Source organism: Martinezella rhizogenes (genome assembly GCF_000799715.1).
Taxonomy (GTDB): domain Bacteria; phylum Pseudomonadota; class Alphaproteobacteria; order Rhizobiales; family Rhizobiaceae; genus Rhizobium; species Rhizobium rhizogenes_C.
Genome location: NZ_JUHG01000015.1, coordinates 408597 through 422072, shown reverse-complemented (window position 1 = coordinate 422072; position 13476 = coordinate 408597). Strand labels below are relative to the sequence as shown.

General features: G+C 61.5%; 11 protein-coding genes. 6 read left to right on the top strand and 5 right to left on the bottom strand.

The genetic code is table 11. The features are described from left to right. Positions 1–183 precede the first annotated feature (183 nt). The 6 genes from EX00_RS22065 (at position 184) to EX00_RS22040 (ending at position 7170) form a co-directional block, all read left to right on the top strand. The gene (locus EX00_RS22065) at positions 184–1713 is read left to right on the top strand and encodes an ABC transporter ATP-binding protein (protein WP_047462992.1); all 1530 of its coding nucleotides are present in this window, start codon (positions 184–186) and stop codon (positions 1711–1713) included. Further along, positions 1710–2765, top strand: coding sequence for an ABC transporter permease (locus tag EX00_RS22060; protein ID WP_047462706.1), 1056 nt, complete (start codon positions 1710–1712; stop codon positions 2763–2765). The genes EX00_RS22065 and EX00_RS22060 overlap by 4 nt, the downstream gene beginning before the upstream one ends. Further along, on the top strand, positions 2753–3751 hold the full coding sequence (locus tag EX00_RS22055; protein WP_047462704.1) for an ABC transporter permease: 999 nt from the start codon (positions 2753–2755) through the stop codon (positions 3749–3751). Before EX00_RS22060 ends, EX00_RS22055 begins: the two co-directional genes overlap by 13 nt. A gap of 30 nt (positions 3752–3781) precedes the next feature. Beyond that, positions 3782–4816, top strand: a complete 1035-nt coding sequence (locus EX00_RS22050) for a nucleoside hydrolase (protein WP_047462703.1) — start codon at positions 3782–3784, stop codon at positions 4814–4816. Positions 4817–4830: 14 nt separating this feature from the next. After that, positions 4831–5760, top strand: a complete 930-nt coding sequence (locus EX00_RS22045) for a nucleoside hydrolase (RefSeq protein WP_047462700.1) — start codon at positions 4831–4833, stop codon at positions 5758–5760. 315 nt (positions 5761–6075) lie between these two features. After that, positions 6076–7170, top strand: a complete 1095-nt coding sequence (locus EX00_RS22040; RefSeq protein WP_047462696.1) for a nucleotidyltransferase family protein — start codon at positions 6076–6078, stop codon at positions 7168–7170. A gap of 282 nt (positions 7171–7452) precedes the next feature. Here EX00_RS22040 and EX00_RS22035 read toward each other — a convergent pair whose 3' ends face one another. From EX00_RS22035 to EX00_RS22015, 5 genes are all read right to left on the bottom strand, one after another. After that, complete coding sequence (locus EX00_RS22035) at positions 7453–8556, bottom strand: pyridoxal-phosphate dependent enzyme (protein ID WP_047462693.1); 1104 nt, start codon at positions 8554–8556, stop codon at positions 7453–7455. 30 nt (positions 8557–8586) lie between these two features. Beyond that, positions 8587–9696 (bottom strand): DSD1 family PLP-dependent enzyme, encoded by a 1110-nt coding sequence (locus EX00_RS22030; RefSeq protein WP_047462691.1) that lies wholly within the window; start codon positions 9694–9696, stop codon positions 8587–8589. Between the two features lie 122 nt (positions 9697–9818). Next, positions 9819–11447, bottom strand: coding sequence for a GMC family oxidoreductase (locus tag EX00_RS22025; RefSeq protein WP_047462689.1), 1629 nt, complete (start codon positions 11445–11447; stop codon positions 9819–9821). After that, positions 11444–11935 carry a hypothetical protein gene (locus EX00_RS22020; RefSeq protein WP_047462686.1) on the bottom strand — a complete coding sequence of 164 codons (492 nt, stop codon included), beginning with the start codon at positions 11933–11935 and terminating at the stop codon, positions 11444–11446. Before EX00_RS22020 ends, EX00_RS22025 begins: the two co-directional genes overlap by 4 nt. Positions 11936–12000: 65 nt before the next feature. Continuing rightward, a complete protein-coding gene (locus EX00_RS22015) occupies positions 12001–13473 on the bottom strand; it encodes an aldehyde dehydrogenase family protein (RefSeq protein ID WP_047462683.1) in 1473 nt (490 codons plus the stop codon). Between the last annotated feature and the right edge of the window lie 3 nt (positions 13474–13476).

The window sequence follows — 13476 nt, the reverse complement described above, 5'->3', positions numbered from 1 at the left end:
CGAGATGCTCGGGGACACCCGGCATCTCTTTCATTCGTTGGATTCCGGCATGGCTCTTGACTGTCGAAACGGTATTCTGCCGGCGCAGATAAGAGAGTCGGTTGGCGAATGCCGGTTCGGCGCCTCGGTCTGGTCTGGATCGCCGCGCTCCTTCTTCCACCCTTATTCGTAAGTGTACGCTTCATGGACCTTGCCGTAGAACTCACGGGCATCACCAAGCGTTTTGGCGCTTTTACCGCCAATGACGGTATCAACCTTGCCGTCCGGCGTGGCGAGATCCACGCGATCATCGGCGAGAACGGCGCTGGCAAGACGACGCTGATGAACATCCTCTTTGGCCTGCTGCAGCCCGATGAGGGCAGTATTTCGATCGGCGGCAAGCCAATAGTGGTCGACAGCCCGGCGATCGCCATCAACGAGGGTCTCGGTATGGTGCACCAGCATTTTAAGCTGGTGCCTTCGCTGACCGTCGCCGATAACATTTTTCTCGGCATGGAAGTCCGCCATGGTGGCTTGATTGACCGCGCTGCCCAAGTGGAACGAACGCGGGCGCTATCGCAAAAATTTGGTCTGCGGGTGGATGCGGAGGAGCGGGTGGCCGGCCTGTCGGTCGGCATTGAGCAGCGCATCGAAATCCTCAAGGTCCTTGCCCGCAATGCCCGTACCATCATCCTTGACGAACCCACGGCGGTCCTCACGCCGCAGGAAAGCCGCGACCTCTTCCAGACGCTGCGTAGCTTTGTCGACGACGGGATGACGGTGATCTTCATTTCCCATCATCTGGAAGAGGTGATGGCCGTTTCGGACACGATCACGGTTCTGCGCGACGGGCGCGAGGTCGCCACCAAGCCGAAGGCGGAGCTGTCGAAGCGCGAACTGGTGCGACTGATGGTCGGGCGTGATGTGAGTTTCGACCGTCGTCCGCGCACGGCCTCGTCCGGGTTGCCGGTATTGACGGTTTCTGATCTCTGGGCTCGCGATGACCGCCGCCTGGCCGCTCTGAAGTCTGTGGATCTTTCCGTCAGGGCTGGCGAAATCGTCGGCATTGCGGGCGTCGCCGGCAATGGTCAGACGGAGCTTGCCGAGGTGCTGTCCGGTCTGCGGCCGCCAAGCCACGGAAGCGCCCTTCTGCATGGTCGCGAAATCCTCAACATGCCGCCCGCCGCGATCCGCGCGCGTGGGCTCGCGCATGTGCCCGGAGACCGGATGGTGCGCGGGGTGGACCGCAACGCAACACTTGCCGTCAACATGCTGATGGGCCGCCAGCGCCAGCGCCCCTTTGCCCGCTACGGCGTTATCGACTGGAAGGCAGTGCACAGCGAAACGAATGCATTGATCAAACGGTTCGATATCCGTGCCCGGGGGACGAAGGATACAGCAGGCAGCCTGTCGGGTGGAAATATCCAGAAGGTGGTTTTAGCGCGGGAATTCACTGCCGCTGGCGATCTGCTATTGATCGACCAGCCAACGCGTGGCGTCGATATCGGCGCGCAGGAGGCGATCCACGACGAGATCATGCGCCAGCGCGACGCGGGCAAGGCTATTTTGCTCATCTCCACCCAGCTTAACGAACTCAAGACCCTCGCCGACCGCATCCTCGTCATGTTCGACGGCCGGATCATGGGCGCGATGGACGGTGCTGAGATGGACGAGGAAGAGATCGGACTCATGATGGCCGGTGTTGACCCGGCAGACGCCAAGGAGACCTTATGAAACCTCGCCTGTTTTCCGATAGACTGCTGCGGACAATGACCGGCCAGGCACTCGCCTTTATCATCGCGTTGGCAATTGGCGCGGTCATAATCCTAATGATCGATGAGAACCCGGTCACCGTGTTGCTGACACTGATGCGCGGCGCCTTTGGCGATGAGGAGAAGATAGCCGGCACTCTTTTGCAGACGACGCCAATCCTGATCTGCGGCATAGCCGCCTGCATCGGTCTGCGCGGTGGCATGTTCAATATCGGTATCGAAGGGCAGCTTTTCCTTGGCGGTTTTGCAGCTGCCTGGGTCGGCTTCACCTTCGATCTTCCGCCGGTCCTGCATGTGCTGGCGGCCATCTCACTCGCGATTGTCGCGGGCGCCGCCTGGGTAGCAATCCCTGCTTTTTTCCGGGTGCGCTTCGGCACCAATGAGGTGGTCTCCACCATCCTGGCCAATTACATCGCGACGCTGCTCACCTCTTACTTCACTATCTTCCTGTTCAAGCGGCCGGGCGGCTGGTCGGAAACGCCGCCGATCCGTGAAAACGCCTATCTGCCGGAGCTATTCTCCTTTTCCCGGCTCAATATTGGCCTCCTGATCGGACTGGCGCTCGCGGTCGCAGTTGCCGCCTTCTTCCGGTGGACCTCGGCTGGTTACGCCGTCACCATGGTCGGCTCGGCGCCGAAATTCGCCGAATATGGCGGCATCAATGTCCGCCGCGTCGGCTTCGGTGTGCTGCTTGCCTCCGGTGCGGTCGGCGGACTTGCTGGCGGCATCGAGACGCTCGGTGTGCATCATCGCTTCATGGAAGGGTTTGCGCCCGGCTTCGGCTTCGACGGCGTGATCGCGGCGCTGCTCGCCAATGGTTCGCCTATCGGCACCATCTTCACAGCCCTGTTCTTCGGCGCGCTTAGATCCGGTTCGTTGCTTCTTGAAGTCGATACCACCGCCTCGCGCGAGATCATCACCGTCATCCAGGCTTTGATCATTCTGGCCGTATCGGCCGACCTCTTGATGCGCCGTCGCGGCGACCGCACGGGAGAGCGCCGATGGAAATTCTGAACAGTCTCTTCAACGTCGCGCTGCTGGTGGCGACGATCCGCACAACGGCGCCGATCCTGCTCGTGGCGCTCGGTGGGTCGTTCACCACCAAGGCCGGCATCTTCAATATCGGGCTGGAAGGCCAGATGTTGATTTCCGCCTTCTTTGCGGTACTCGGCTCGATCTGGACAGGCTCCTCGATTGGCGGGCTTCTGATCGGCGTTGCCGCCGCACTCGTCTTCGCACTGGTTTATGCGGTGCTGGTCGTCAGCTTCCGGGCGAACGAGGTGGTGGTGGGGCTGGCGCTCAACATTCTCGCCGGCGGCATGACCGTCTCGCTCATGAAGGCGATCTTCGGCACACGCGGTTCGATCGTCGGGCGCGGCATAGTCGGCCTCCCAAAGCTGCAGGTGCCTGGCGCACGCGAGGTGCTGGGCCCAGCCTACGCGCAGTTGATCTCCGGCTACACTCCCCTTGTCTACGTGGCTTTCATCGCCGTGCCGCTGCTTATTCTTTTCTACGGCCGCACGCGCCTGGGGCTGTATATCCGCGTGGTCGGCGAGAAGCCTGAAGCGGCCGAAGCACTAGGCATTTCGATTGCGCAGGTGCGTTATGCCGCCTCGCTGCTCTGCGGTCTGCTGGCGGGGCTTGCAGGCGCGCATATGTCGCTCGGCTATATCACCATGTTCACCGAGAACATGTCATCGGGGCGCGGCTTCATGGCGGTCGCAATCCTGATCTTCTCGGCCGGCGACCCCCTGAAGGTTCTGGCGGGTTGCCTGCTCTTCGGCTTTGCCGACGCCTTCTCGCTCAGGCTCCAGACGTTCGGCTTTCCCTCATATCTCGTTCTCGCCGTGCCCTATGCCGTAGCGCTTGCCGCGCTGTTCGCACTCTCCTGGCGTGGGCGGCCGAAGATGATCCGCGAGACGCTCGACACCATACGTCGCGCGTTGACCCATTCCTCGGCGACGGAAGAGGCGCGAGACGCGCCACTTCCCCGCTCCTGAAAACCTCCTGACGATTTCGAAGGCCTCCCCATGCAGCGCATCATCCTCGACGTAGACTCCGCCGGCGACGATATCCTCGCCGTGCTCTTTGCCGCCGCCCATCCGGAAATCAAGCTGGAGGGCGTGACGACCGTTACCGGCGCCGCCGGGCCGATCACCCAGGTGACCAATGTCGTCCTCAACACACTCTCGCTTGCCGGACGCGACGACATTCCCGTTCATGCCGGCGCCTGGCGGCCGCTTGTCGGCAATTCCAAGGCTGACATGGAAGCGCCGGTCCATTTCGAGAAGCGGCTGACCGCCCGCTTCGGCGAGCGGCTGAAAGACTTCAATCCGCCGGCGCCAGAGCCGAAGCGCCCCGCCAGCCCCGGCCATGCGGTGGACTTCATCATCGAGACGGTAAAGGCCAGCCCCGGGGAGATCACGCTGGTGACCACGGGACCAACCACTAACGCCGCCATGGCTTTTCTTCAGGAGCCGTCGCTGCCCTCGCTGCTCAAGAACATGCTCGTTCTCGGTGGAAACTTCACCACGCCCGGCAATATGACGCCACTGTCGGAATACAATATCTGGGCTGATCCGGAGGCAGCGCGCATCGTGCTCAACGCCGATGTAAAGAAGATCCTCGTGCCGCTTGACGTTTGCGAGGATAATCGCGTGGCCGACAGCATGCTGACGCGCGACGGCTTGGCTGACATGACTGCCATAATGCATGACAATCCGGTTGTCGCCATGATCCGCGATACCTTCCCGATCTATATCGACATCTGGCGCGAATTCTTCGGCCTCGTCGGCTTTCCGATGGACGACGTCATTACTGTCGCACTTTGCTTCGCGCCCGATCTCGTCGCGACCACCGAGCCGCTTTTTGCCGACGTGGTGCTCGACAAAGGCGTCGCGCGCGGCCAGACGGTCGCCTATCGCGGCCACCAGATCCTGCCGGGCGGCGAGGGGGCCAAGACCACGCGGATAGCCACGGGTCTCGACGGTCGCCGGTTCCTTTCGATCTTCAAGGCGGCCATGGCGCGCTACGAGCGCACCGCTGCCCCCACAACCCAAGCCTGAAGGATTGCTCTGACATGCCGACCCCCATTCTCTACGATTGCGACCCCGGTCATGACGATGCCATCGCCCTGGTGATGGCGCATCGTTCACCCGACATCGAACTTATCGGTGTGACGACCACCTGCGGCAATGCCGAGCTTGAGAAAACGACATCGAACGCCATCCGCGTGCTGGACTTCATTGGAGCAGGTAACGTGCCGGTTGCAGCCGGCTGCGCGCGCCCACTTGCCCGGCCCCTGGTGCTCGGCACCGCGGATGGGCCGAGCGGTCTGGAAGGCTCGCCCTATCTGCCGCAGCCGCAGCGCGAGGCCATCGCGCAGCACGCTGTCGACTTCCTGGCGGAAAAGCTCACGGAGGCGCCAGAGCCGATGATCGTGGTGGCAACCGGGCCGCTCTCCAATCTGGGGCTTCTCGTCCTTAAGCATCCGCAAGTCCTTCCCAAGATCAAGGAGCTGATCTGGATGGGCGGCGTTTTCTATCGCAAGAGCGAGATCATCACGCCGACCGAGTTCAACGCCTTCTGCGATCCCGAAGCGTTAAAACTGGTCCTCGACAGCGGCGTGCCGATCACCATGGTTGGGCTTGACGTGACCATGCAGGTTTTGATCGAGGCACCACAATGTGAGGAACTCGCCACCATCGACACGCCGCTCGGCCGACTGGTCATGGACTGGCTGCGATTCTACGAGAAGCTCCACCGCAACTCCATGGGGGTCGGCGGCGCCATGCACGATCCGCTGGCCCTGGCGCTCGCCATCGATCCTACCCTGGTGCGGACCCGCCCTGCTCATATCGGTGTGGATCTTTCCGGCACTTACGCCTTCGGCGCCACCGTTGCGGACTTCTGGAAGGAGCGGGGCGAGCCTGACAATGCCCGGATTGCCTATGAGGTGGACGCAGATCGATTCTTCAAGCTTATGTTTGATCTGTTGCGCGATGCATGATCGGGACGGTAGCCGTCTACAAGATTGGGCGAGAGTCCCTTAAGCCGAGGACAATGTGACAGCACTTTAACGGACGCTTCATACCCTACTCCGATCAGTCTTCGGACCAGCTGGATCTGGCTGATGGGATTTATCGCAATTAGCATGTTTGGGTCATGCGTGAATGCCCCGCAACTAGTTGTAACGGGCATATTTTAACTGCGGAATCTCAGGTTCGAATCTCATCAAGACCATAGGGCTAGCATCCAATCTTGCTACCCATCCTCTCGACCGTTATACTGTTTTTGAGAAACAGTATAACGCGGAGTCGCGCTTATGAAGTCAATCGACCTCATGTATCAGACGATGCTCGCCGAGCTAGGTCAGCGTTCGCTTGACGCCGCTTGGACGGCCGATTTCCCTCCGGAGGGTCGGTTCACCCCGGCGAACATCAAGGGGCGCAAGTACTGGTACTTCGACATCCCGGATGGACATGGTGGTACGAAACGTCGTTACGTCGGCCCTGCTGACGATCCGGATATCGCGCAGCGCGTAACTGATCATAAACGGGACAAGGACGACCTACGCGCCCGCAGGCGCATGGTCAACACCCTGACCCGCGAAGGCGGGATGATCGCTCCTGACGCCATGTCGGGCGACATCGTCGAGGCTCTTGCCGACGGCGGTCTTTTTCGGCTCCGCGGTGTTCTCATCGGCACAGTGGCCTTTCAGTGCTATTCAGGACTGCTGGGCGTCCGCCTTCCCATGGCTGCAATCCTGACCGGCGATGCGGACATCGCCCAGGACTATGCCATCAGCCGGGAAGTTGAAGACAGCCTGCCTCCGATCGTTGAGTTGCTGCAAAGCGTCGACGCCAGCTTCCGGCCAGTTCTCCATCGATCGGGATCCGCGGCCTCCTCGGCGTTTCAGAATGCCGACGGCTACAGGGTTGAATTCCTGACGTCAAACCGTGGTTCGGACGACTACATCGACCAGCCGGCGAAGATGCCCGCCCTCGGCGGCGCCAGCGCGGATCCACTACGCTTTCTCGATTTCCTCATCAAGGAACCTGTCAGGACAATGCTGCTCCACCGAAGCGGTGTCTCAGTCGTCGTCCCGGATCCGTCCAGGTATGCGATCCACAAGCTTATAGTCGCCAGCCGTCGGCACACTGACGGGCAGGGGCCGGCGAAGCGAGAGAAGGACGTTCGTCAAGCTGCGTTGCTCTTTGAAGCCCTACAGCAGACGAGGCGATCTGCCGACTTGGCGCTTGTCTACAACGAAGCGTGGGAGCGCGGGCCTGCGTGGCGGGAAGGTGTTCGAACCGGGGTGGGGATGTTGCCGGCGGAAGATGCCGAGCGGTTCAAGATGGTCCTGATCGAGGGGGCAAAGAAAAACCGCGAAGACATTGAGCTTCCGTTTGGGGAATAGGCTGTCCTCCGACTCGAAAGCCAAGTAGCTGATTTGATTCGAAGTGGCCAAGATAAATAGGGCGCCGAGAGTTCAAACCCCTTAAAGACCACTGTTTGGGGCTTTCGTCGGATATCTTGTCAATTCAACTGAATGACGGAGTTGGAAGCTCAAATTCACTTAGAGCGACTGATCGAGTCGCCTGTCAAAATCGGACTATGCCGATTAGAATGCAGGCAGGATGGGCCTTTAAAAAGACCACCGGCAGCGATGTGGTGCCGCGATCGAATTGGCATGCCCAGATTATGTCCAGGCAGCAAAATCCTTAGAGCCGTGCCCGGTAACCATGCAGATAATGGTGTCGCTTGATCCGATTTCGCCTTTCATGAACAAATCGCGGGATGCGGCAAGTGACGTCGCGCCTGTGGGCTCGCAGAAAAGCCCGGCCTTCCGGGCGAGATCGATCATGGCCTCAAGAATGGATGTATCAGCAACTGCACAGGCAACGCCTTTGCTTTCCCTGATGATCGACAATGTTAATCTACCCTCTTCGGGATAGGCAAGCAGCGGATCCGAGATGCCGGAAGCGATCGTTTTTGGCTCATCCCAGCCAATGACATCAACTTGCCCCGCCGCAAAGGCTCGCGCAATCGGTGCGCAGCCTTCCGCCTGTGCGGCAACCAGGCGCGGCGCCTTACCTGCAGCGTCCATGAACCCTTGAAAAACTCCCTTAACCAGCGGCCCGGAACTGGTGGGAACGACGATCCAGTCGGGGATGGCACCCTCCCGCTGCTGATAGAGTTCCTGTCCGATCAGTCGCAGAGCATCAACGCCATAGGGGTTGAGATAAGTGGTTGTCAGGTTTGCGTAGCCGGTCTCGGCGCAGAGTGTCACTGCATGCCGGAAGGAATGTCCGTAGTGCCCCGGCACCCGCTCGAGTTTGGCACCATAGGCAAGAATCTGGGCAAGCTTGCCCGCGGGCGTTGCTTCCGGGCAAACGACGATGGCCGGAACGCCAGCATTAGCTGCATAGCAGGCGGCGGCTGCGCCGGCATTGCCGCTGGATGCGCTGACGACTCCAGTCGCGCCGAGCTCGAGCGCGCGGCTCATCGCTGCGGCGACCAGCCTATCTTTGAAGGAGCCGGAGGGATTGCGGGTTTCGTCTTTGACGAAGAGTTGTCCTTGGAAATCAGCATGGAGGAGACCGGGCCGCAATTCGCGCAGTGGCGTTGCGCCTTCGCCAAGCGTGACGGCGTCGCTGACGAAATCGGCACGGCGCCAGTCGCGTTCCTCCGGTTTCTGGCGGGCCACCTCCAGAATGCCTCCGCAGTCCGGGCAGCGATAGGCCAACGTTGCTGGCATAGTGTGATCGCAAGCGATACAGCGCAGCATCAGTTTCTGGGACACGGTTTTACCCCCTTGAGCAAACGGCAAGGCTCATTGCATCATGCCGCGCGCCGCTACGGGAAAGACGGTCTCGACACGTCCGCCGCGCATGCCGACGTACCAGTCGTAGCGGTCGACCGTGGGGTCGCAGTGGCCGGGAACGAGACGCAGCGTTTCGCCGATGGCGAGGCTGCCAGGGTCCGAGCGAACAACAAGCGCGCCGTGCTCATCGGAAGCGCTGGCAAACTCGATGTCCTGCCGGGCATGGATGAGCGGAAGCCCGCTGTCGACAGCTATGCCCTTGTGGCCGCAATCCAGAACCGCGATGCCGTCGCGGGCAGCACTCATGACCGTGCTCAGGACAAAAAGTGACTGCTGAAACGGTGGCGCGGGTCGGTTTCGCGCATAGTCGGCGTCCATGAACAGGTAGGAGCCAGCTTGCAGCTCGGTATAGACGCCGCTTGCCGCCTCATAAGAAAATGTCCCGGTGCCCGCACCGCCGACGATGGCGCATTCGAGGCTCAGCCTCCGGATAGCGGCAATCGTATTTGCCGTCCGCTCCACCGCCCGGCCGATTGCCTCGCTGCGCTCTTCTTCGGTGCGCAGATGCTGCGCACCGCCATGATAGGCCTGCAAGCCGCCGAAGACCAAATGGCGGCTTTTGGCGATGCGTGTTGCCAGTGCTGCGGCAGGCTCACCAGCCTCCACGCCGCAACGCCCGCCGCTGACATCGATCTCGACCAGAACGGTCATCCGGGTGGCGCAGGTTTCCGCCAGCGACTCGATCTGATCGATTACCACCGCGTTGTCGGCGCAAACCGCAATCTTCGACATTTTGGAAAGGGCGGCGAGCCTCGCGAGCTTGCGGGGGGAAATGACTTCGTTCGAAACGAGGATGTCACCGACGCCGCCCCAGCCAAGCACTTCGGCTTCGCTCGTCTTCTGCACGCATTGCCCGACGGCCCCCCGCGCCATCTGCCAATGGGCGATCACGGGTGATTTGTGGGTCTTTGCATGGGCCCGCAATCGCACGCCTGACGTGCGGCAGAAGGAAGCCATGCGGTCGAGATTACTTTCCATGGCGTCGAGATCAATGACGAGGGCAGGTGTATCGATATCCGCCTCGTTCATTCCGGGCTCGGCAGGAGGGCGTTGAAGCATTTTGTTTTCCTCGGATCGCGGCGATTTCGATCATGGTCATGGGGGCATCCGGGTGGCAGTCGTTGTGCGGGTGCTGGAGACGATGCGGGGCGGCGAGACCACCCCGCATCGTTTGGGTCGCATCAGGCCGCAATCGACGGTTTCGTCTCCCGCGACAGTACCTCGAAATTGTCGCGGATATAGGCGGCAGCGCGTAAGGCGAGCGCCGAGATGGTCGGCGTCGGATTGACGACCCCGCCGGTCGCAAGCACGCTGCCGTCGACGATGAAGAGGTTGGGAACCTCCCAGGTCTGGTTCCATTCATTGACGACCGAGGTCGCCGGGTCGCTACCCATGCGGCAGGTGCCGATCATGTGCCAGGCGGGGGTCCGGTAAACCCCATCCTTGTCACGATAGTCGTGCAGTCGATATTCGAAAGCGCTGCAAGCCTTGGCGAGTTCCTCCAGGCGTTCCAGCATGTAGTTCATCATGCGCTTGTCGTTTTCGCCGGGAGCGTAGTGTGTCTTCGCCGCGGGTACGCCGTCGGAATCGGTCAGTTCTGGATCGAGCGTGACACGGTTTTCCGGGTTGGGGATATCGTCGCCTATGCCGAATACGCCGATGGAATGACCGAAATGACGCTCAAACCATTGGTGATGCCCGGCGCCCCAGGGTGCGCGGGCGGGCGTGAACCAACCAGCCGCGAGTTCGCCTGCCGAGGCGGCGGAGGTGATGCAGTTGAAATTGAAGCCGTTGACGAAGCCACGCGACACGTCGGTCTCGGCAAACTGCCGGGATAGAAGCGAAGCAACATAGCCGATCTGACCGTCGACAGGCTCATCGACCCACATTTCGCAGGCGACAAGCGTGTGGTGCAGCAGGTATCGGCCGACTTGGTCGTTGCTATTGGCCAAATTGTCGGAGGCGAGCAGCAGTCGTGGGGTGCCGATGCCGTTCGCCGCGACGATGACCAACTTGGCTTTCTGGAAATGCTTCTGCCCGGTGTTGCGGTCGATATAGAGTGCACCGGTGGCTCTGCCGTCGGCACCTTTTTCGATCTTCAGCACGCGCGCGTTGATGCGCAGTTCGCAGCCGGCCTCGAGCGCCTTTGGCCAGATCGACAACGAGTATTTGCTCATCGAACCGCGCGGGCAGCCGTTGCACATGCCGCAATTGTTGCAGGCGGGCCGACCGTCATAGTCTTCAGTGATGACGCCAGCTTCGGCGGGCCACCAGTGCCAATCGAGCGCGTCGAAGCCGGAGGCGAGCCGCTTGGCGACTTTCGAGACGGGCATCGGCGGGGTCGGACAGCGCTCGCGCAGCGGCATGGCGGGGTCTCCCGCCAGACCAGAAACCCCGACGAGCCTGTCTGCCTCCTCATAGTATGGGGCGATGTCTTCGTAGCTGATCGGCCAGTCCGGCTGCATGCCGTGTTCCGTCCCCTTTCTGAAATCGGAGGGGCGATAGCGCGGCCAGATTGCGCCATAGACATTGGTGGAGCCGCCGACGGCATTCCACATCAGGATCTGGGAGGAGTCGGAATTGACCGGAAAGTCGTCCGGATGGCTGCGCTTGTTGACATCCGGGCTCCAATTGGTCCGCCGCTGCCAGGACCAGTCGGCATGAAGGTGCGGATGGTCCTTGGCCTCGACCCAGGAACCCTGTTCCAGGCAGACGACATCCAACCCGGCCTGCGCCAAGGTGAGGGCCGCCAGTGATCCGGTCGCGCCGGCGCCGATGATCAAAACATCGCAAATGCGTTCTATTGTCATCTTTTTTCCACTCCCCACTTAACGGTTTTCACCGTGTTGAGATCGAGCGCCGATGTATCGACCGGCGCAACCTCGTCCGTCTTGAGATAATGACCGCGCCCGTGCTTGGGCCTGTCGCGATTGAAGTCGAACGGCTCCATCTTGTAGCCCGTGACGTGCGGCCGGTAGGAGTAGGGGCGGCCGGTGTTCTGAATCGCTTCGATGACGAACGGCGTCTCGTAGTAGGCGAGTGTCACGGCCGTATAAATCTTGTCGAAAAGCTCCGGGTCGGTTGTCTCGAAGCCTTTGACCGCCGCGACGCGCGTTGCGGCATCCGTGCTCGATAGCCCCCCGCTCTGCCAGCCAAGCATGTCGGCAAGGGCGGTGATCTGCTCGTCATTCCACTCGGCGAAAATGCGCAACCCGATGATGCCGTGAACGCCGGCGTCGGATGCCGATGGCCATCCTTCGGCGCCTGGGATCAGTTCGTCGACGAGCGCCCTGATCATCTGCGTTCTCTCCGAAGAGGAGATCAGTGAATTCCGGTCTTCGATTGATGCGGAGGATTGCCTGGTCATGCTGCACCCAACTTATGGTTCATCGTCACGGTGATCATCTTCAGCTCGGTCATTGCCTCCATCGTATGGATGCCGCCGAGACGGCCGATGCCGCTCTTGGTGCCTGTGCCGCCGCCAAAGGGAAGGTGGATCTCCCACCAGGTACTGCCGGCGTTGACGTTGACGATACCGGCAGGGATCGCCTTGGCCATCGACACCCCACGGGTGATGTCGGCCGTAAACACGCCGACCGAAAGGCCGTATTCGCTGTCGAGCGCCAGATCCAGCGCCTCGGCTTCGTCCTTAAAGACGATGATGGGAACGACCGGCCCGAAGGTTTCCTCGCGGTTGAGCCGCATCTCGCGGGTGACACCCGAAATTACCGTCGGCTCGAAGTACAATCCGCTGCCAAGATCGGGCCGGGCATTGCCGCCATAAAGGACCTTGGCGCCCTGCGCGACGGCGTCGTCCACATGTTCCTTGACCTTGGCGGCGACCTTGGCGTTGTTCAGCGGCCCCATCGTGGTTCCCTGATGGAAGGGGTCACCAAGCACATGCTTTGCCGCATGGGCAACGAGCTTTTCGGACAGGCTGTCCGCGATCGAATGATGCGCAAGAACGCGACCGGTCGCGGCGCAGACCTGGCCGGCATTGAAGAAGGCGCCGCCGGCTGCCGCGGCTGCGGCCGCGTCCAGATCGGCATCCTCGAAGACGACCACGGGGCCGTTCCCACCGAGTTCGAGCAACAGGGGTTTGCCGGCGCCGCGCTGGGCGATGACCTTGCCGGTCGCAGCGCTGCCGGTAAAGCCAATCGCGGCGACATCCTTGTGCACCACTACGGCATCGCCGGCGGTTGCGCCTTCGCCGATCACAAGGTTGATCACACCGGCCGGCAGGCCGGCGCTGTCGATCGCTTCCATCAATGCGCAGGCGACGAGCGATGTCGAGGGCGCGGGCACCCAGACGATGGTGTTGCCGGTGGCAATGCCTGGCGCCAGATATTCGACGGGGATGTTGACCGGGAAGTTCCAGGGCGTGATGACGCCGTAGACGCCGCGTGGCTGGCGGATCGTCATGACCAGCTTAGTCGGATCTTCGGCGGGCAGCGTCTGGCCGCCCATCTGCTTGACGAGCTCGGACGCCAAGCGAAAGCCGTCGGCGGCCTTGCCGACCTCGCCCATGGCCTCGGCTAATACCTTGCCTTGCTCGGCGGACAGAATGCGTGCGATCTTCTCGCGCGCGGCGTCGATTGCCGCGCCGATGGCAACGCAGATTTCCGCCCGCTTGAAGACAGGCGTATCCGCCCAGGCAGCGCCGGCTGCCTTTGCAGCAGCGACGGCCTTGTCCGCGGTTGCGCGGCTGGATTTGGGAAGCTGCGCGATCGTCTGGCCGTTTGCCGGGTTCACGGCCGGCATGGTCTCGGGTTCGGTCCGCCACTCGCCGGCAATGAAATTGGCCGGGACATTCTTCATCGTGTAGGTGCCGTCCATTGT

What these genes read in the sequence shown, in the direction of transcription:
- EX00_RS22065 (WP_047462992.1), top strand. Translation starts at nt 184, where the DNA reads ATGGACCTTGCCGTAGAACTCACGGGCATCACCAAGCGTTTTGGCGCT.
- EX00_RS22020 (WP_047462686.1), bottom strand. Translation starts at nt 11,935, where the DNA reads ATGATCAGGGCGCTCGTCGACGAACTGATCCCAGGCGCCGAAGGATGG.
- EX00_RS22045 (WP_047462700.1), top strand. Translation starts at nt 4,831, where the DNA reads ATGCCGACCCCCATTCTCTACGATTGCGACCCCGGTCATGACGATGCC.
- EX00_RS22060 (WP_047462706.1), top strand. Translation starts at nt 1,710, where the DNA reads ATGAAACCTCGCCTGTTTTCCGATAGACTGCTGCGGACAATGACCGGC.
- EX00_RS22030 (WP_047462691.1), bottom strand. Translation starts at nt 9,696, where the DNA reads ATGCTTCAACGCCCTCCTGCCGAGCCCGGAATGAACGAGGCGGATATC.
- EX00_RS22015 (WP_047462683.1), bottom strand. Translation starts at nt 13,473, where the DNA reads ATGGACGGCACCTACACGATGAAGAATGTCCCGGCCAATTTCATTGCC.
- EX00_RS22025 (WP_047462689.1), bottom strand. Translation starts at nt 11,447, where the DNA reads ATGACAATAGAACGCATTTGCGATGTTTTGATCATCGGCGCCGGCGCG.
- EX00_RS22040 (WP_047462696.1), top strand. Translation starts at nt 6,076, where the DNA reads ATGAAGTCAATCGACCTCATGTATCAGACGATGCTCGCCGAGCTAGGT.
- EX00_RS22055 (WP_047462704.1), top strand. Translation starts at nt 2,753, where the DNA reads ATGGAAATTCTGAACAGTCTCTTCAACGTCGCGCTGCTGGTGGCGACG.
- EX00_RS22050 (WP_047462703.1), top strand. Translation starts at nt 3,782, where the DNA reads ATGCAGCGCATCATCCTCGACGTAGACTCCGCCGGCGACGATATCCTC.